General features: G+C 69.0%; 18 protein-coding genes and 1 tRNA gene. 11 read left to right on the top strand and 8 right to left on the bottom strand.

Annotation, left to right across the window (positions count from 1 at the left end):
- Nucleotides 1–82 precede the first annotated feature (82 nt).
- On the bottom strand, nucleotides 83–2,353 hold the full coding sequence (katG, locus tag AC1RKE_RS12205) for a catalase/peroxidase HPI (protein WP_395941896.1): 2,271 nt from the start codon (nucleotides 2,351–2,353) through the stop codon (nucleotides 83–85).
- 142 nt (nucleotides 2,354–2,495) lie between these two features.
- Here katG and AC1RKE_RS12200 point away from each other — a divergent pair, with 142 nt between their 5' ends.
- Nucleotides 2,496–3,404, top strand: a complete 909-nt coding sequence (locus AC1RKE_RS12200) for a hydrogen peroxide-inducible genes activator (protein ID WP_348683815.1) — start codon at nucleotides 2,496–2,498, stop codon at nucleotides 3,402–3,404.
- Between the two features lie 59 nt (nucleotides 3,405–3,463).
- A complete protein-coding gene (locus AC1RKE_RS12195) occupies nucleotides 3,464–3,925 on the top strand; it encodes a hypothetical protein (protein ID WP_348683813.1) in 462 nt (153 codons plus the stop codon).
- A 111-nt stretch (nucleotides 3,926–4,036) separates the two neighbouring features.
- Here the strand turns inward: AC1RKE_RS12195 and acnA are convergent, their stop codons facing one another.
- Entirely contained in the window at nucleotides 4,037–6,763 is a 2,727-nt protein-coding gene (acnA, locus tag AC1RKE_RS12190; RefSeq protein WP_492897147.1) for an aconitate hydratase AcnA, read from the bottom strand.
- Nucleotides 6,764–7,001: 238 nt separating this feature from the next.
- Between acnA and ccmA the strand changes: the two genes are divergently transcribed.
- The 6 genes from ccmA (at nucleotide 7,002) to AC1RKE_RS12160 (ending at nucleotide 10,213) form a co-directional block, all read left to right on the top strand.
- Nucleotides 7,002–7,625 (top strand): heme ABC exporter ATP-binding protein CcmA, encoded by a 624-nt coding sequence (ccmA, locus tag AC1RKE_RS12185; protein WP_348683809.1) that lies wholly within the window; start codon nucleotides 7,002–7,004, stop codon nucleotides 7,623–7,625.
- Nucleotides 7,622–8,329: a heme exporter protein CcmB gene (gene ccmB / locus AC1RKE_RS12180; RefSeq protein WP_191557908.1), complete on the top strand. Its 708-nt coding sequence runs from the start codon at nucleotides 7,622–7,624 to the stop codon at nucleotides 8,327–8,329. The genes ccmA and ccmB overlap by 4 nt, the downstream gene beginning before the upstream one ends.
- 57 nt (nucleotides 8,330–8,386) lie before the next feature.
- Nucleotides 8,387–9,106, top strand: coding sequence for a heme ABC transporter permease (locus AC1RKE_RS12175; RefSeq protein WP_348683807.1), 720 nt, complete (start codon nucleotides 8,387–8,389; stop codon nucleotides 9,104–9,106).
- Between the two features lies 1 nt (nucleotide 9,107).
- Entirely contained in the window at nucleotides 9,108–9,326 is a 219-nt protein-coding gene (gene ccmD, locus AC1RKE_RS12170) for a heme exporter protein CcmD (protein ID WP_287397401.1), read from the top strand.
- The gene (locus AC1RKE_RS12165) at nucleotides 9,323–9,889 is read left to right on the top strand and encodes a DsbE family thiol:disulfide interchange protein (RefSeq protein WP_287397400.1); all 567 of its coding nucleotides are present in this window, start codon (nucleotides 9,323–9,325) and stop codon (nucleotides 9,887–9,889) included. The genes ccmD and AC1RKE_RS12165 overlap by 4 nt, the downstream gene beginning before the upstream one ends.
- A 69-nt stretch (nucleotides 9,890–9,958) precedes the next feature.
- Nucleotides 9,959–10,213: a hypothetical protein gene (locus AC1RKE_RS12160; RefSeq protein ID WP_287397398.1), complete on the top strand. Its 255-nt coding sequence runs from the start codon at nucleotides 9,959–9,961 to the stop codon at nucleotides 10,211–10,213.
- On the opposite strand, the gene AC1RKE_RS12155 is transcribed toward AC1RKE_RS12160, so the two are convergent.
- The 3 genes from AC1RKE_RS12155 to AC1RKE_RS12145 form a co-directional block, all read right to left on the bottom strand.
- Nucleotides 10,214–10,984 carry a M48 family metallopeptidase gene (locus AC1RKE_RS12155; protein ID WP_054764624.1) on the bottom strand — a complete coding sequence of 257 codons (771 nt, stop codon included), beginning with the start codon at nucleotides 10,982–10,984 and terminating at the stop codon, nucleotides 10,214–10,216.
- Nucleotides 10,985–11,065: 81 nt separating this feature from the next.
- On the bottom strand, nucleotides 11,066–12,604 hold the full coding sequence (locus AC1RKE_RS12150; RefSeq protein WP_333897356.1) for a cryptochrome/photolyase family protein: 1,539 nt from the start codon (nucleotides 12,602–12,604) through the stop codon (nucleotides 11,066–11,068).
- 3 nt (nucleotides 12,605–12,607) lie between these two features.
- A complete protein-coding gene (locus tag AC1RKE_RS12145) occupies nucleotides 12,608–12,964 on the bottom strand; it encodes a thiol-disulfide oxidoreductase DCC family protein (RefSeq protein WP_348683804.1) in 357 nt (118 codons plus the stop codon).
- A gap of 147 nt (nucleotides 12,965–13,111) precedes the next feature.
- On the opposite strand from AC1RKE_RS12145, the gene AC1RKE_RS12140 reads away from it, so the two are divergent.
- Nucleotides 13,112–13,573 carry a DUF3429 domain-containing protein gene (locus tag AC1RKE_RS12140; protein WP_336969047.1) on the top strand — a complete coding sequence of 154 codons (462 nt, stop codon included), beginning with the start codon at nucleotides 13,112–13,114 and terminating at the stop codon, nucleotides 13,571–13,573.
- A 72-nt stretch (nucleotides 13,574–13,645) separates the two neighbouring features.
- Here AC1RKE_RS12140 and AC1RKE_RS12135 read toward each other — a convergent pair.
- Nucleotides 13,646–13,720, bottom strand: a tRNA-Gly gene (locus AC1RKE_RS12135).
- Nucleotides 13,721–13,986: 266 nt separating this feature from the next.
- Nucleotides 13,987–14,769, bottom strand: a complete 783-nt coding sequence (locus tag AC1RKE_RS12130; RefSeq protein WP_191554925.1) for an SDR family NAD(P)-dependent oxidoreductase — start codon at nucleotides 14,767–14,769, stop codon at nucleotides 13,987–13,989.
- A gap of 55 nt (nucleotides 14,770–14,824) precedes the next feature.
- Between AC1RKE_RS12130 and AC1RKE_RS12125 the strand changes: the two genes are divergently transcribed.
- Nucleotides 14,825–15,223: a YkvA family protein gene (locus AC1RKE_RS12125; RefSeq protein ID WP_054764619.1), complete on the top strand. Its 399-nt coding sequence runs from the start codon at nucleotides 14,825–14,827 to the stop codon at nucleotides 15,221–15,223.
- Between the two features lie 159 nt (nucleotides 15,224–15,382).
- Here AC1RKE_RS12125 and AC1RKE_RS12120 read toward each other — a convergent pair whose 3' ends face one another.
- The gene (locus tag AC1RKE_RS12120; protein ID WP_348684724.1) at nucleotides 15,383–16,384 is read right to left on the bottom strand and encodes an NADPH:quinone oxidoreductase family protein; all 1,002 of its coding nucleotides are present in this window, start codon (nucleotides 16,382–16,384) and stop codon (nucleotides 15,383–15,385) included.
- Between the two features lie 182 nt (nucleotides 16,385–16,566).
- Here AC1RKE_RS12120 and AC1RKE_RS12115 point away from each other — a divergent pair, with 182 nt between their 5' ends.
- Nucleotides 16,567–17,439, top strand: coding sequence for an isoaspartyl peptidase/L-asparaginase family protein (locus AC1RKE_RS12115; RefSeq protein WP_287103754.1), 873 nt, complete (start codon nucleotides 16,567–16,569; stop codon nucleotides 17,437–17,439).
- Nucleotides 17,440–17,461: the final 22 nt, after the last annotated feature.

Below are 17,461 nucleotides of genomic sequence, written 5' to 3'. Positions count from 1 at the left end.
CGCCGCGTGACAGTTCATCGAACAGGGAAAAGGGCGGACGTCTTGCGACGCCCGCCCCCTTCGCCTCTGCTTCTGCGCCCGATCAGGCTTGCAGGTCGAACCGGTCCAGCTCCATGACCTTGGTCCAGGCCGCCACGAAATCCTCGACGAACTTCTTCTGGGCGTCTGCGGCGGCGTAGACCTCGGCTAAGGCGCGCAGCACGGCGTTCGAGCCGAACACCAGATCCACGCGCGTCCCGGTCCAGCGCAGGGCGCCGGTCTGGCGGTCGCGGCCTTCGAAGACGTCGCGCGCCGGGCTGGTCGGGGTCCACTTCACCCCCATGTCCAGCAGATTGACGAAGACGTCGTTGGTCAGGACGCCGGGCCGTTCGGTCAGCACCCCGTGGGTCGAGCCGCGCACATTGATGTTGATGGCGCGCAAGCCCCCGATCAGCACCGTCATCTCCGGCGCCGTCAGGGTCAGCCGCTGGGCCTGGTCGATCAGCAGGGCCTCGGCCGGGACGCTGTAGCGGGCCTTCTGATAGTTGCGGAAGCCGTCGGCGACCGGCTCCAGATAGGCGAAGGATTCGACGTCCGTCTGGTCCTGGCCGGCGTCGGTCCGACCGGGATTGAAGGGCACGGTCGTCTCATGGCCGGCCGCCCTGGCCGCCGCCTCGATCCCGGCGTTTCCGGCCAGGACGATCAGATCGGCCAACGAGACCTTCTTTCCGCCGATCTGGGCCTGGTTGAAGGCGGACTGGACGCCCTCCAGGGTCTTCAGGACGCGGTCGAGCTGTTCAGGCTGGTTGACGTCCCAGTCCTTCTGCGGGGCCAGGCGGATGCGGGCGCCGTTGGCGCCGCCGCGCTTGTCCCCGCCGCGGAAGGTCGAGGCCGAGGCCCAGGCGACGCCGACCAGTTCGGACACGCTCAGACCCGTGGCGAGGATCTGGGCCTTCAGGACGGCCGCGTCGGCGGCGTCGATCAGCGGATGGTCGACGGCCGGCACGGGATCCTGCCAGACCAGCTCCTCCTTGGGGACTTCCGGCCCGATGTAGCGCGAGCGCGGGCCCAGATCGCGGTGGGTCAGCTTGAACCAGGCCCGGGCGAAGGCGTCGGCGAAGGCCTGGGGGTTGTTCAGGAAGCGGCGCGAGATCTTCTCGTATTCCGGGTCGAACCGCAGCGACAGGTCGGTGGTCAGCATGGTCGGCCGCCGCTTCTTGGACGGATCATGGGCGTCGGGAATGATCTCGCCGGCGTCCTTGGCCACCCACTGGTGGGCGCCGGCCGGTGACTTCTCCAGCTCCCATTCGAAGCCGAACAGGTTCTCGAAGAAGAAGTTGCTCCACTGGGCCGGGGTCTGGGTCCAGGTGACCTCCAGGCCGCTGGTGATGGCGTCGCCGGCCTTGCCGCTGCCGAAGCTGGAGGTCCAGCCTAACCCTTGCGCCTCCAGTTCGTCGGCCTCGGGTTCGGGGCCGACATGGTCGGCCGGGCCGGCGCCGTGGGTCTTGCCGAAGGTGTGGCCCCCGGCGATCAGGGCCACCGTCTCCTCGTCGTTCATCGCCATTCGGGCGAAGGTGTCGCGGATGTCGCGCGCGGCGGCGACCGGATCGGGATTGCCGTCCGGTCCTTCTGGATTGACGTAGATCAGCCCCATCTGGACCGCCGCCAGCGGGTTCTCCAGGTCGCGCGTATGCTGGACCCCGTCGGCCGTGTCGTCGGCGACCAGAACCGCTTCGTCGGCCGGCTTGTCCACCCCGTGCGAGCCGCGCGCATAGCGTTCGTCGCCGCCCAGCCAGGTGGTCTCGCGCCCCCAGTAGACGTCCTGATCCGGCTCCCAGGTGTCCTCGCGCCCGCCCGAGAAGCCGAAGGTGCGAAAGCCCATGGTCTCCAAAGCGACATTGCCGGTCAGGATGAACAGGTCGGCCCAGGAAATCGCCTGGCCGTACTTCTGCTTGATCGGCCACAGCAGACGGCGCGACTTGTCGATATTGACGTTGTCCGGCCAGGAGTTCAGCGGGGCGAACCTCTGCTGGCCGCGTCCGCCGCCGCCCCGGCCGTCGCCGACGCGATAGGTGCCGGCGCTGTGCCAGGCCATGCGGATGAACTGCGGCCCGTAATGGCCGAAGTCGGCCGGCCACCAGTTCTGAGAGTCCGTCATCAGGGCGCGCAGATCGGCCTTCAGCGCCTCATAGTCCAGCTTGGCGAAGGCCTCGCGATAGTTGAACGTCTCGCCCAGGGGATTGGAGCGCGACGAATGCTGGTTCAGCAGATCGACGCGCAGCTGGCCCGGCCACCAGTCGTGATTCTGGGTCCCGCCCCCGGCGACAGACTCGGTGGTCGCGCCTGAGAATGGGCATTTGGCTTCGGTGGTCATGGCGATCTTCCCTGTGATGGCGCGATGCGGCGGGCGTTTTGCGGATAGCCCTTCGGCTGACGTGGCTATTCAACACGGCCCAACTTCATAAGGCCAATCGATTATCTTTGCATTTTGTATAGGCGCGCCCTATTTCGTCGCCATGCTCCCCACCCTGCGTCAACTCCAGTACCTGAAGCTCCTCGCCGAACACGGCAGCTTCTCCCGCGCCGCCGAGGCCGCCCACGTCAGCCAGCCCGCCCTCAGCGCCGGGGTTCAGGAGCTGGAGCGGATCCTGGGCGCACCCGTGGTCGAGCGGGCGCGCGGCGCCGTCATCATGACCGCCGTCGGCGCCGAGGCCGTGCGCCGGGCCGAGGACGTCCTGGCCCGGACCGAGGATCTGGTCGAGGCGGCCCAGAACGCCGGCCGTCCGCTGTCGGGACGGTTCCGGCTGGGCGTCATTCCGACCGTCGCCCCCTTCCTGCTGCCCGCCAAATTACCGTCGCTGAAGACGGCCTATCCGAACCTGAAGCTCTTCATCCGCGAGGATCTGACGCCGCGTCTGATCGCCGCGCTCAAGGCGGGTCAGATCGACGCCGCCGTCATCGCCCTGCCCTATGAGGCGCCGGGGATCGAACACGCCCGGATCGGCGACGACGAGATCCTGGCCGCCGCCCCGGCCGACCACGCCCTGGCGGCCCCCGGCCCGATCCGTCCCGGTTCGCTGAAATCCCAGGACCTGATCCTGCTGGAGGACGGCCATTGCCTGCGCGACCACGCCCTGGCGGCCCTGGACATAGAGGCGCCGCGCGGCGACGACGTCTTCGCCGCCACCAGCCTGCACACCCTGATCCAGATGGTCGGCTCAGGGCTCGGCGTCTCCTTCCTGCCCAGGATGGCGGTCCAAGCCGGCCTGGCCGACACCCCGTCCGTCGTCATCCGCCCCTTCGAGAACCAGGCCGACGGCGTCCCGCCCCACCGCGAAATCGTCGTCGCCTGGCGCTCCGGCTCCAGCCGCGCGGCCGAGGCCCGGCTGCTGGCGGAGGCGCTGAAGCTGGATCGAGACCGGTAGCGCGCCATTCGCGCTTGAGCTACAACATCTTCATGGTGAGGTTGCACACGGAGACAGCGATGGCGGCCTATCGGGTTGCGCTGATGTTTGGGCTAGCTATCGGCGCCGCAGGCTGCGCCGCCACGCCGAAAGCGATTTCCGGCGGCGCTGAATTCGCTCTTTCTTCCGACCTCGCCGCCCAGGCGCGCGTACGCAACATGAACATAACCTCGGCCAGCCTTTACAACATGCCCCTGCCCCATTTCAGCGAGGATTTGCGAGCGGCGTTGAACCATTGCGCCACCGGGGATCGCGAACTCGACCTCAGAGCGCATATCGAACAGCCGGATCGCGCCCATCTCGTCACCACGTTCGAGTTGACCGATCCAGCAGACAATGATCGCGTGGTGGGCCGCTATCGCATTGGGATCGACGAGATTGCGCCGCTGGTGCTTGACACAGGAGCTCCGAACCAAAGCGACGCAGGCGCCCGTACCGGGCATGGCCTGTGTGCTCAAATCTTCGGATCGACCGTCCGGTAAGGCGAGGTCCGTTCGCGTGACCTCAAGGCAGAACCGGCGCGGCATGGCGCCCAACGAAAAGGGCCGGCGGATCGCTCCGCCGGCCCTCTTTGTATCTCGGCGAACCGCTGCCTATTCGGCCGCGATCGGCGCCTCGGTTTCCGGGCCGCGCGCGAGGTTGCGCAGGACGTAGGGCATGACGCCGCCGGCCAGCAGATAGTCCATCTCGGTCTGGTTATCGATGCGGCAGCGGACCGGGAAGCGGGCCATCTTGCCGTCCGACGGGCGGAACAGCTCGACCCACAGGTCCTGGCGCGGGCGCAGCTTGCCGACATTGGCGTCGGACAGGCCGCGGATGGTGACGATCTCCTCGCCGGTCAGGCCCAGCTTCTGCCAGCCGTCCTGTTTGAACTGCAGCGGCACCACGCCCATGCCGACCAGGTTCGAACGGTGGATGCGTTCGAAGCTTTCGGCGATGACGGCGCGAACGCCCAAGAGGCGCGTGCCCTTGGCCGCCCAGTCGCGCGACGAGCCGGTGCCGTACTCCTTGCCGGCGAAGACGACCAAGGGCCGGCCTTCCGACTGATACCGCATGGCGGCGTCATAGATCGACATGGTGTCGCCCGACGGGAAGTGCTTCGTCACGCCGCCCTCGATCTCGGGCGTGATCCGGTTCTTGATGCGGATATTGGCGAAGGTGCCGCGCATCATGACTTCGTGGTTGCCGCGGCGGGCGCCGTAGCTGTTGAACTCGGCCGCCTCGACGCCGTGGTTCGTCAGATAGACGCCGGCGGGCGAGGTCTTCTTGATCGAACCGGCCGGGGAGATGTGGTCGGTGGTGATCGAGTCGCCGAAGATGGCCAGGACGCGGGCTTCGACCACGTCCTGCACCGGGGTCAGCTCCATCGACAGGCCGTCGAAATAGGGCGGGTTGGCCACATAGGTGGAGGCGTCGTCCCACTCATAGGTCTGGCCGCCCGCGACCTTGATCGCCTGCCAGTGCTTGTCGCCCTTGAACACGTCCTTGTAGCGTTTGGCGAACATGGCCGGGGTGACCGACTTGCGCTGAATGTCGGCGATTTCCTGGGTGGTGGGCCAGATGTCCTTCAGGAAGACGTCATTGCCGTTCTTGTCCTGACCGATCGGATCCTTGGTGATGTCGATCCGCATCGAGCCGGCGATGGCGTAGGCGACGACCAGAGGCGGCGAGGCCAGATAGTTGGCCTGGACGTCGGGGTTCACCCGACCTTCGAAGTTGCGGTTGCCCGACAGGACCGAGGTGGCGACCAGGGCGTTGTCGTTGATCGCCTTGGAGATCGCCGGGTCCAGCGGGCCCGAGTTGCCGATGCAGGTGGTGCAGCCGTAGCCGACCAGGTTGAAGCCCAGGGCGTCCAGATCCTTTTGCAGGCCGGCGTCGGTCAGATAGTCGGTGACGACCTGCGAGCCGGGGGCCAGCGAGGTCTTGACCCAGGGCTTGGCCTTCAGGCCCAGGGCGTTGGCCTTGCGCGCCACCAGGCCGGCGGCGATCAGGACCGAGGGGTTGGAGGTGTTGGTGCAGGAGGTGATGGCGGCGATCACCACATCGCCGTCGCCGACGGTGAAGCCTTCACCCTCGACGGCCGCGCGCGGAGCGTCGGCGGGACGGTTGAAGACCTCGGTCAGGGCGGTCTCGAAGGCCGGGGCGGCCGCGGTCAGTTCGACGCGGTCCTGGGGACGCTTGGGGCCGGCCAGCGACGGCACGACCGTGGCCAGGTCCAGCTCCAGCACGTCGGTGAAGACCGGGTCTTCCGAGGTCTCGTCGATCCACAGGCCTTGCGCCTTGGCATAGGCTTCGACCAGGGCGACGCGCGCCTTGTCGCGGCCCGTGGCGGTCAGATAGCCGATGGTGGCGGCCGAGACGGGGAAGAAGCCGCAGGTGGCGCCGTATTCCGGGGCCATGTTGGCGATGGTCGCCTGGTCTTCGATCGTCATGTTCGGCAGGGCGTCGCCGAAGAATTCGACGAACTTGCCGACCACGCCCTTCTTGCGCAGCATCTGGGTGACGGTCAGCACCAGGTCGGTGGCGGTCGTGCCTTCCGGCAGACGGCCGGTCAGTTTGAAGCCGATGACTTCCGGGATCAGCATCGGGATCGGCTGGCCCAGCATGGCCGCCTCGGCCTCGATGCCGCCGACGCCCCAGCCCAGAACGGCCAGGCCGTTGATCATGGTGGTGTGGCTGTCGGTGCCGACGACGGTGTCGGGATAGGCGACGGTCTTCTTGCCCTCGTCCAGGGTCCAGACGGTCTGGGCCAGGTTCTCCAGGTTTACCTGGTGGCAGATGCCGGTGCCGGGGGGCACGACGCGGAAGTTGTTGAAGGCCGACGAACCCCAGCGCAGGAAGTTGTAGCGCTCGATGTTGCGCTCATATTCGCGCTCGACGTTCTGGCCGAAGGCCTTGGGCGTGCCGAAGTGGTCGACCATGACCGAGTGGTCGATGACCAGATCGACGGGCACCAGCGGGTTGATCTTGGCGGCGTCGGCGCCCAGGGCGCTCATGGCGTCGCGCATGGCGGCCAGATCGACCACGGCGGGCACGCCGGTGAAGTCCTGCATCAGGACGCGGGCGGGGCGGAAGGCGATCTCGTGTTCGACCGAGCCCTTGTTCTCGACCCAGGCGGCGACGGCCTTGAGGTCTTCCTGGGTGACGGAGACGCCGTCCTCGTTGCGAAGCAGGTTCTCCAGCAGCACCTTCATCGAGCGCGGCAGGCGGGAAATCCCGGCCAGACCCGCTTCCTCAGCGGCCGGAAGGCTGTAATAGGCGTATTTCTTGCGCCCGACGGAAAGGTCCTGGCGGGTGTTGAAGCTGTCGATCGACGGCATGGAGAGTTTTCCTCTGGTCAGCGCCGCCCGACAATCCGGTTGCGCCTTCGCGCGGCAGACGCAGCGGCTCACAGGGCCCCTGCGCGCGCGGCGAAAGCCTGCTGCGGCAAGCGTGCCTATAGACCCGCCGGATCGCACCGTCCATGTGTCCACACCCCCGACGTGGACATTGAGAAAGGTTCTCAAAACAGCGACCTGGCTCTCCTGCCCCCTGCGGGGGAGGTAGAACGTCGCCACCATGATCCACGCCCTCTCCCTCTCCCACCTGACCGTCTCGCGCGGCGAACGGCGGCTGTTCACCGGCCTGGACCTGCGCCTGCAGGCCGGAGAGGCCGTGGCGCTGACCGGCGCCAATGGCGCGGGCAAGACCAGTCTGCTGCGGACCGTCGCCGGCCTGCTGCGTCCCGACGCCGGAGACATCGCCTTCCATGACGGCGACGGCAATCGGCTGGACGAGCGGCTGGCGCGCGGCCGCGAAACCCATTTCCTCGGCCACCAGGACGGATTGAAGACCAGCCGGACGGCGCGCCAGGAGCTGGGCTTCCAATGCGACTGGCTGGGCCACGTCCAGTGCGGCGTGGACGATGCCGTCAACGCCTTCGGCCTCGCCCCCCTGCTGGAGCTCGAAGTCCGCCGCCTGTCGGCCGGCCAGCGCCGTCGTCTGGCCATGGGCCGGCTGATCGGATCGCCCCGCGCCCTGTGGCTGCTGGACGAGCCCATGGCCCCGCTGGACGCCCGCTGGCGCGCCGTCTTCGCCGAGCGGATGCGCCGTCATCTCGACGCCGACGGCCTGATCCTCGCCGCCGTCCACGACCCCCTGCCGATCCCGACCCGCACCCTGGACCTGGGAGGTCTGGCGTGAGCCGGCCGGTGGACGCCGAACCCCGCCCGCCGGGCCTGCGGGGCGCGACGCGCGTCTTGCTGGAACGGGAGCTGGACCTGGCCTGGAGCGGCGGGGGCGGCCCGCTTCTGGCCTGCGGCTTCTTCGCCTGCCTGACCGCCGTCCTGCCCCTGGCGGCGGGGGGCGATCCTCGCACGCTTTCGCCGGTGGCGGGCGGGATCGCCTGGCTGGCCCTGGCGCTAGCCTCGCTGCTGTCGCTGGAGCGGCTGTTCGAACGGGACCTGGAGGACGGGGCGCTGGACCTGTTGGCGATCGGCCATCTGCCGCTGGAATCGGTGGTTCTGATCAAGGCCCTGGCCCAGTGGATCGCCGTCGGCCTGCCCCTGGCCCTGACCGCGCCGGTCGCCGCCCTGGCCCTGGGCCTGCCGGTTTCGCTGGCGCCCCTGGCCGCCCTGTCGGCCCTGATCGGCGGGGCGGGCTTCGCCTTGACCGGCGCCCTGGGCGCCGCCCTGGCCCTGGGCGCCAAGCGGGGCGGCCTGCTGATCGCCGTCGTGGTGCTGCCCCTGTTCATCCCGCCCGTGGTGTTCGGCGCCGGCGCGCTGGAGCGGGCGGCGTCCGGCCAGTCGCCCGCCCCGGCCCTGGCCTTCCTCACCGCCTACGTCCTGTTCGCCGGGGTCGTCGCCGCCTTCGCCGGGGCGGCGGCGGTCAGGAACGCCCAAGGCTAGGGGACGCCGTGACACGCCGCTTGCCCGCCGCCGTCCCGCCGCGTAATCGCTGACACCATGTTCGGCCTGTCCAATCCGCAGCGGTTCATGCGCTTCACCGGCCCGCTGACGCCGGTGCTGTGGACGGCCGCCGCCGTCCTGCTGGCGGTTGGAACCTGGCTCAGCTTCACCGTGCCCGCCGACTATCAGCAGGGCGACACGGTGCGGATCATGTTCGTCCATGTGCCCGCCGCCAGCCTGGGCCTGGGGGCCTATGCGGCGCTCGGGGTCTCCAGCTTCTTCGCCCTGGTCTTCCGCCACGCCTTGGCCGACGCCGCCGCCCGGGCCGCCGCCCTGCCCGGCGCCGCCTTCACGGCCCTGGCCCTGTTCACCGGCTCGCTGTGGGGCCAGCCCATGTGGGGAACCTGGTGGGTCTGGGACGCGCGCCTGACCAGCGTCCTGGTGCTGTTTCTCTTCTACCTCGGCTATATGGCGCTTCGGGCCTCGATCGACGACGAGCAGAAGGGCGCCCGCGCCGCCGCCGTCCTGGGCCTGGTCGGGCTGATCAACTTGCCGATCGTCAAATTCTCGGTCGACTGGTGGAACACCCTGCATCAGCCGGCCAGCTTCCTGACGCCGGGCGCCTCGGGCCTAGACCCCGTCTATCTGCCCGCCTTCCTGACCATGCTGGCGGCCTATGGGGTGTCGTTCGCGGCCCTGTGGCTGACGGCGGTCCGCACCGAAATCCGCCGCCGCCGCGTCCTGTCCCTGCGCGCGCGAAAGGCGCTGGAGGCCTAAGATGCTCGACCTCGACATGAGCCCCTACGCCGCCTTCGTCTGGCCCGCCTGGGGCGTCAGCGCCCTGGTGCTGGCCGCCCTGACGGCCCGCGCCGTCGTCGCCTCGCGCAAATGGAAGCGCGAACTCGAGCGTCTGGAAAAAGACCAGAGCGCGACATCAGACGCGGCAGTCTCCCCGCGCCCTCAAGCAGCGCAAAGCGCGATAGGGCCCTTAAAATGAACCGCTGGCTGGCCCTGCTGCCGCTCGTCGTGGCGGTCGCCCTGTTCGCCCTGTTCGCCGGCTGGTCGCTGAAGCGCGACCCGGCCTTCAAGCCCGACGCCATGGTCGGCCAGCCCATCCCCGAGACCGTCCTGCCCATGCTGGAGGGCGACACGGCCGGGCCGGGCAATCTGGACCTGAAGACCGCCGGGGTGGGACGGCCCATGCTGGTCAATGTCTTCGCCTCCTGGTGCGCCCCCTGCCGGATCGAACACCCCAAGCTTCTGGCCCTGAAGGCGCGCGGGATCGCCGTCGTCGGCGTGGCCTATAAGGACGAGCCGGTCGCCACCCGCGCCTTCCTGGACGAGCTGGGCGATCCCTATGCGATGGTCCTGGTCGACGGCGAGGGGCGGGCCGGGCTGGACCTGGGCATATCCGGCGTGCCCGAGACCTTCGCCGTGGACGCCATGGGCCGGATCACCGCCAAACAGTCCGGCCCCCTGCTGAACGACGCCGACATCGAGCGGCTGGTCGCCTCGATGCAGGCACCAGGCCGGTCCCCGCCTTCGAAAAACAGCCGTTAGGCCGGGATTAACCTTCTTTCCTGAGATCTTGTTAACGATTGTCGCCCCGCGATGCGTTAACGGTTGGCTATGAGCGCGATTCGCCCAGGTTTGCCCCAGACCCTTCCGCCGTCCGGCGGCGAGACCTCGTCGGCGCGCAACGCCCAGGCCGCCTTCTTCCGTGCGGCCCTGAACCAGGTCCAGGCCAGCCCGATCCAGGCCGCTCCGGTCCAGCCCCAGACGCCCGCCGCAAGCCCGACGCGGCCGACCCCGCCCTCGCCGTCGACCGACGGAGAGCCGCCCCGGATCATGCGTCCGGGGACCTATCTCGACATCAAGGTCTGATCAGCTCCAGCCCTTGCCGGCGATATATTGCTGCAGCAGGTCGATCCGGGTCGCGTCCGACGGGTGGGTCGAGGCGAACTGCGGGATGCTGGCCTGACGCTGGGCCGCCATCAGCCGCCACAGGGCCACGGCCTGGGACGGGCGGAAACCGGCGGCCTGCATATAGTCCACGCCCAGCCGGTCGGCCTCCAGCTCGTCGCGCCGTGAATAGGGCAGCAGCAGACCGTACTGGGCCGCCAGACCGCCATAGGCGTTGACCGCGTCGCCGTAACGCCCCGCCGCCCCGCCGACGGCCGCCAGGCCGATGGAGGTCGCCGCCTGGCTCGACGCCCGCTCGGCGGCGTGGTTGGCGACGACATGGCCGATCTCATGGCCGATCACGGTCGCCAACTGGTCGTCGTTCTGGACCAGGGCCAGCAGGCTGTCGGTCACGCCGATCTGGCCGGACGGCAGGACGAAGGCGTTCGGGCTCTTCTCGCTGAAGACCGCATAGTCCCAGGTCCGGTCGCCGAGGCCCGCCGCCTGGACCAGACGGTTGCCGACGCGACGGATGCGATCGACCTGGGCGCCCGAGGTCTGGACGCCCGGCTTGCTGATCGCCTCGCGCCAGGCGGCGTTCGATTGCTGAGCCAGAGCGGCGTTGTCGACCAGAAGCAGCTGGTTGCGACCGAGCGCCTCATTATAGGCGCAGGCCGACAGGGCCGAGGCCGCGACGGCGGCGGCCAGCAGACGGACAGGAAGACGGGAGGCGGGGCGGCGAAGGGCGATCATGGAGGCGACCTCTCTGGCTCGAACGGGGAAACAGCCAAGCAAATCCCGCAGCTCCCGTCGAGGTTCCCGCCAAGCTGCCCCTCAGTCCCTGGGCGTCGCGCCCAGCAGGGTGCGACACGCCTCGGCTTCCGCCGCCAGGGCCGCCCGCCTCGCCTCCCCAAAACCGTCCAGGGTCCGATAGGGCATGGCCAGGCGCGGATTGTCCCTGAGCCGGCCCCGATTCCGCTCCAGAAAGCCCCAGTACAGCCGGTTGAACGGGCAGGCGGCGTCGCCGCTCTTGCTCTTCACATCATAGCGACAGCCGCCGCAGTAGTCGCTCATCCGGTCGATATAGGCGCCGGACGCCGCATAGGGCTTCGACCCCACGATCCCGCCGTCGGCGAACAGAGCCATGCCCCGTGTATTGGGCATCTCCACCCACTCATAGGCGTCGGCGTAGACGGCCATATACCAGTCATCGACCACATCCGGATGCACGCCCAGCAGCAGGGCCAGATTGCCCGTCACCATCAGCCGCTGGATATGATGGGCGTAGGCGTTCTCCCGCGTCGTCCTCACCACATCGGCCACGCAGGCCATGTCGGTTTCGCCCGACCAGTAGAACCAGGGCAGATGCCGGTCCGCGTCCAGGAAGTTCCTTGCCCGATATTCGGGCGCCTTCAGCCAGTAGATTCCGCGCACGAACTCCCGCCAGCCCAGGATCTGGCGGATGAAGCCCTCGACCGCGTTCAACGGCGCCCGTCCGGCGCGATAGACCGCCTCGGCCCGGCGGCAGACGTCCACCGGATCAAGCAGGCCCAGGTTCAACGACGTCGAGATCAGCCCGTGCCACATCCACGGCTGATCCTCCGCCATGGCGTCCTGCCAGTCGCCGAAGCCGGGCAGGATGTTCGCCAGGAAATCCTCCAGAACCGTCTCGGCCTCCTCGGCCGTCGTCGGCCAGCCGAAATCGTGCAGGGCGCCGAAATGATCGGGAAACAGGCAGGCGACGTCCGCCATGGCCCCCTGGGCTATGGCGTTGGGCGTGATGCGCAGCCGTTGGGGCGGCTTCACCCCGCGCGGCGCCTTCTTGCGGTTCTCGGCGTCATAGTTCCAGCGCCCGCCCTCCGGCTGATCGCCGTCCATCAGCAGACCGGTCGCGCGCCGCATCTCGCGATAGAAGAACTCCATCCGCAGCTGCGACTTGCCCGAGGCCCAGCGTCGGAACCGGTCGTGGGAACAGATGAACCGCCGGTCCTCGCGGATCTCAACCGGCAGGCCCGCCCCTTCGGCGAAGGCCGCCAGATGTTCGGCCAGGCGCCATTCCCCGCATTCGGTCAGGACGACCCGGCCATAGGGACCCGCATCCAGGGCCCGCGCCAGTTCGCCGGTGATGGAGCCGCTGTTGTCCGGGTCGTCGATCGCCACATAGCGCACCCGCACGCCCCGGGCCCTCAGCCGTTCGGCGTGGTTGCGCATGGCGGCGAAGACCAGGGCGATCTTCTGCTTGTGATGGCGGACGTAGGTCGCCTCGTCGCGCACCTCGGCCATCAGCACCGTGTCCGCGGCGGGATCCAGCCCCTCCAGGGCGGTCAGCCTGTCCGACAGTTGATCGCCCAGCACCAGTCTCAGCACCGCCATGGCTCACCCCGCCCTTCGCGCCAGGGCCTGAAGTCGGGGCCGCACCATCAGAAACAGGCGATAGGCCGCCTCCAGCCCCGCCAGCACCGCCGGCGACCGCGCCGCCAGCCCCAGGGGCCGCAACAGGGGAATGGCCCGCCACATGGCCGCAAAGGCCGCCGCCCCCGACAGGATCCGCCCCTCCTCGCGCGCATGAAACCGGGCCAGCAAGGCTTCGCGATCCAACGGGCAGGCGACACCCCCGTCGCCCGCCACATCGACGAATTCGATGGCGCCGCGGCGATCCAGCCGTCGCATCAGGGCGATCTCGCGGCGGCACAGGGGACAGGCCCCGTCGTGCCAGACGACCAGCCGGCTCATCGGCTTGGTTCAGAACAGGGCGCGGGGCGGGCTGAACGTCGGATCATCGGGGAGGAGGGCTTCCGGAGGGCGCGGCGCGCGGTGATCGTGATATACGAGCCGGCGCCGGGGATCGGATTTGCCTCCCTGCGTAGACGCCGGATCGAGATGGACACGAACGCCCCCGCCCGCCTTCCCTCCCTCGCCCGCCTGCTGGGCTTCTCGGGCCTGCTGCCCCAGGCGGCGGCGGTCGCCCTGCTGGTCGGCGGCGGGGCCGAACTGCGCCCCCTGGCCCTTGGTCTGGCCTTTGGTTATGCCGCCCTGATCTTCAGCTTCCTGGGCGGGGTCTGGTGGGGACTGGCGGCGGCCGCGCGCGGCAAGGCTCCCGCCTGGGTCTGGGGCGTGGCGGTGCTTCCGTCGCTGCTGGCCCTGGCTGCGGCCTGGCCCCTCGCGTCGGGCGAGAGCGATATGGGCCTCTCGCTCGGCCCGCTGGGGGGCTTCATCGCCCTCAGCGTCCTGGTCGATGTCCGGCTGAAGGCCCTGGGCCTGACGCCCGAGGGTTGGCTGGGGCTGCGGCTACCCTTGTCTCTGGGCCTCGGCGCCCTGACGCTGGCGGCCGCCCTGCTCTGAGACATCGTTGGGTTTCAGGCAAAAAATCGGGGCCTGCCGAGAACGACAGGCCCCTGATTTTGCATCCCGACATGGAGCGGGCGAGGCGATTCGAACGCCCGACCCCAACCTTGGCAAGGTTGTGCTCTACCCCTGAGCTACGCCCGCACTCCGTAGGGAGCGATGTGTGCTCCCCGTCGAGGAGGGGGCGTATAGCGGAGGGTTGCGGCGGACCGCAACCCCTTTTTTTCGGCCTATCGCACTTCGTGCTGCTTGAGGCTGAGAGACCGCCTTTTGATCACGGCCGGAGCCCCTTCGCGCTCAAGCAGCGAGCCTCGTCATTCCCGCGAAGGCGGGAACGCATCGCGAGCGTAGCGCCCTTCCGCGCTCAAGCAGCGAGCCGCCGCGCGGCGAGCGATAGCGCGCTAAAGATGTCAGCGCGGCGCCAAACGTATGGCCCCGTCCAGGCGGATGCACTCCCCGTTGATATAGACGTTGCGCGCCAGCTCCAGCACCAGGGAGGCGTAGTCGGCGGGCGTGCCCAGACGGCTGGGGAAGGGGATGGCGGCGGCCAGGGCGTCCTGAATCTTCTGGTCCATGCCGGCCATCATCGGCGTCCACATGATGCCGGGCAGGATGGTGTTGCAGCGCACCCCTTCCTGGGCCAGGTCGCGCGCGATCGGCAGGGTCATGGCGTAGACCCCGCCCTTGGAGGCCGAATAGGCCGCCTGGCCGATCTGGCCGTCCTGGGCCGCCACCGAGGCGGTGTTGACGATCAGGCCGCGCTCGCCGTCCGCCATGGGCTCCAGGGTCACCATGCCCGCCGCCGACTGCGACAGGACGCGGAAGGTGCCGAACAGATTGACCCGCACGGTGCGCTCGAACTGGGCCATGTCGTGGGCCTTGATCTCGCCGGTGTCCTTCTTGCGCGAGACGGTCTTCATGCCGGTGGCGATGCCCGCGCAGTTGACGGTCAGCCGCTCCTGGCCGTGGGCGGCGCGCGCCTTTTCGAAGGCGGCGGCCACCGAGGCGTCGTCGGTCACGTCCACCTGGCAGAAGACGCCGCCGATCTCGGCGGCAATGGCCTCGCCCCTTTCGGCGTTCAGATCGAACAGGGCCACCTTGGCGCCCGTGGCGGCGATGGCGCGGGCCGTGCCTTCGCCGAGGCCGGACGCCCCGCCCGTGACCACGGCGGCGATGCTGCTGTCGAGTTTCATCTCGGTCTTTCCTATGTTGTAATGAACCTGAGTTTCGTTTGAGGATTTAGCGGCCATGACCGCCAAAGCCAAACCCGTCTCGCCCGAAGACGCCCTGGACCCGAAAAAGGCCCTGGTCCCCACCGTGGTGAAGGTCAATGAGGCGCGGGTGACGCGCGGCTTCTGGCCCAAGATCCAGCGCACGGCGGCCCGCATCCCCTTCGCGGATCAGGCCCTGGCCGCCTGGTACGCCGCCCGCGATCCCCAGACTCCGCTTCCGGCCAAGGGGATGATCTTCGCCGCCCTGGCCTATTTCGTCATGCCGGTGGACGCCATTCCCGACCTGTTCGCCGGCATAGGCTACACCGACGACGCGGCGGTCATCGCCGCCCTGATCGCCACCCTGGGCGCCAACATCAAACGCCGCCACCGCGACCAGGCCGAAGAGGCGGTTGAGCGGCTGAGGGGCGGATGACCGACCTTCCCCCGCTCGCGGGGGAAGTGTCAGGCCGTGGCGCGCAGCGACACGCCTGACGATGGGGGAAGTCTTCCTTTCGGCGAAACTCTCCTCTCCGTCGCTGGTCCGCTACGCGGACGCCGCGACACCTCTCCCGCAAGCGGGAGAGGGTCTGATCTAATCCCCCACCGTCACCACGATCTTGCCCAGGGCCTGACGGTCGCCCAGGGCCTTGATCGCCGCCCCCGCCTTCTCCAGCGGGAAGGTCTTGGACACGCGCGGCTTGATCTTGCCCTCGGCGTACATCCGCATCAGCTCGGCCATGTTGGCGGCGTGGCCCTTGGGATCGCGCGCCACGGCCGCGCCCCAGAAGACCCCGATCACCGACACCGACTTCAACAGGGTCAGGTTCAGCGGCAGGGACGGGATCCCCGCCGGGAAGCCGACGACCAGATAGCGCCCGTTCCAGTCCATGGCCCTGAGCGCCGGATCGGCGTAGTCGCCGCCGACCGCGTCATAAACGACGTCCGCGCCGTCGCGGCCGGTCGCCAGCTTGAACTCGCCCGACAGTTCCTTCTGCGCCGCCTTGTCCATCGGTCCCGACGGATAGATCAGGCCGTTGTCGGCCCCCAGCTCCAGGGCGAACTCGACCTTGTCATTGGTCGAGGCGGCGGCGACCACGCGAGCGCCCATGGCCTTGCCCAGCTCCACGGCGGCGGCGCCGACGCCGCCTGCGGCGCCCAGCACCAGCAGGGTCTCGCCCGGCTTCAGCTGCGCCCGGTCCTTCAGGGCGTAATAGCTGGTGCCGTAGGTCATGATCAGGGCCGCCGCCTCCTCGAAGCTCATGGCCTCGGGCATGGGAATGACCGTCTCGGCCCTGACCGCCAGCCGTTCGACCAGCCCGCCCCAGCCGGGCACGGCGATGACCCGGTCGCCCTTGGCCACGCCCTTGACGCCCTCGCCCACCGCCTCGACCACGCCCGCCACCTCTGCGCCGGGCGAGAAGGGCCGTTCGGGGCGGAACTGGTATCGGTCCTCAATGATCAATGTGTCGGGATAGTTGATCCCCACGGCCTTGACCTCGATCACCACCTCGCCCGCCTTGGGCGTCGGATCGAGCACCTCTTCCACCACCAGGGTTTCGGGACCGCCGGGGGTCTTGGACAGGACAGCGCGCATCATTCCTCCTTTGGGCCTACCGCGCTTCGCGCTGCTTGAGGCCCGTTTGTTGAGCCTACCGCGCTTCGCGCTGCTTGAGGCCGTTTGTCTTCGACCGACATGGCGCGGCCTTCATCGCGACGCTAAAGAGCGCCACGCCCGATTGAAAGAGGCGACGAAAAGCAGGTTCGGAAAGACAGACCATGACCGCCCTCATCCTCCACGGCGGCGCCGGCGCCCGGCGCGAACGCAACTATGACGCCGAGGTCGCCCACATGCGCCAGGTGGTCGAGGCCATGAAACCGCGTCTGGACGCGGGCGAGAGCGCCCTGGACGTCGCCGTCGCCGCCGTCGTCATGCTGGAGGACTCCGGCCTCTATGTCGCCGGCAAGGGCGCCTCGCCCAATCTGGCCGGCGCCTATGAGCTGGACGCCAGCCTCATGGACGGATCGACGAAACGGGCCGGGTCCGTCGCCGCCCTCCAGGGCTTTCGCAACCCTGTCGTCGCGGCCCGCGCGGTGATGGAGCGCACCCCCCACGTCATGCTGGTGGGCGAGGGCGCGGCCCTGTTCGCCCAGGATCAGGGGCTGGAGCCGATCGCCGACGAGGCCGCCTGGTATACGGGCGCCGGTCAGGGCGAGGACAATCATCCGCCCGGAACCCTGAGCCACGGCACGGTCGGCGCTTGCGTGCTGGACAGCCAGGGCCGTCTCGCCGCCGCCACCTCGACCGCCGGGGTCTTCGGCAAGATGCCGGGCCGCGCCGGCGACACCCCCATCCCCGCCGCCGGAACCTGGGCCGACGGCCACGCCGCGACCTCCTGCACCGGCCAGGGCGAATATTTCATCCGCGTCGCCGCCGCCGCCCAGGTCGCCTGGCGTGTCGCCGCCGGTCAGTCGCTGGCCGATGCGACCCAGGCCGTCATCGACGAGATCGGCCAGATGGGCGGCGACGGCGGCCTGATCGCCCTTGACGCCGCGGGAAACATCGCCGCCCCTTTCAACAGCCAGGGAATGAAACACGCCTGGCTGACGCCGGACGGCGAGATCGGCGTCGAGGTGTTTGAACGACGATAATTACAGCTCGGTAAGGTGCATG

The organism is Brevundimonas sp. GW822-FHT03E11 (assembly GCF_058801445.1).
The sequence above is the reverse complement of the archived record's forward strand: the minus strand, read 5'-3'. Positions and strand labels throughout refer to the sequence as shown.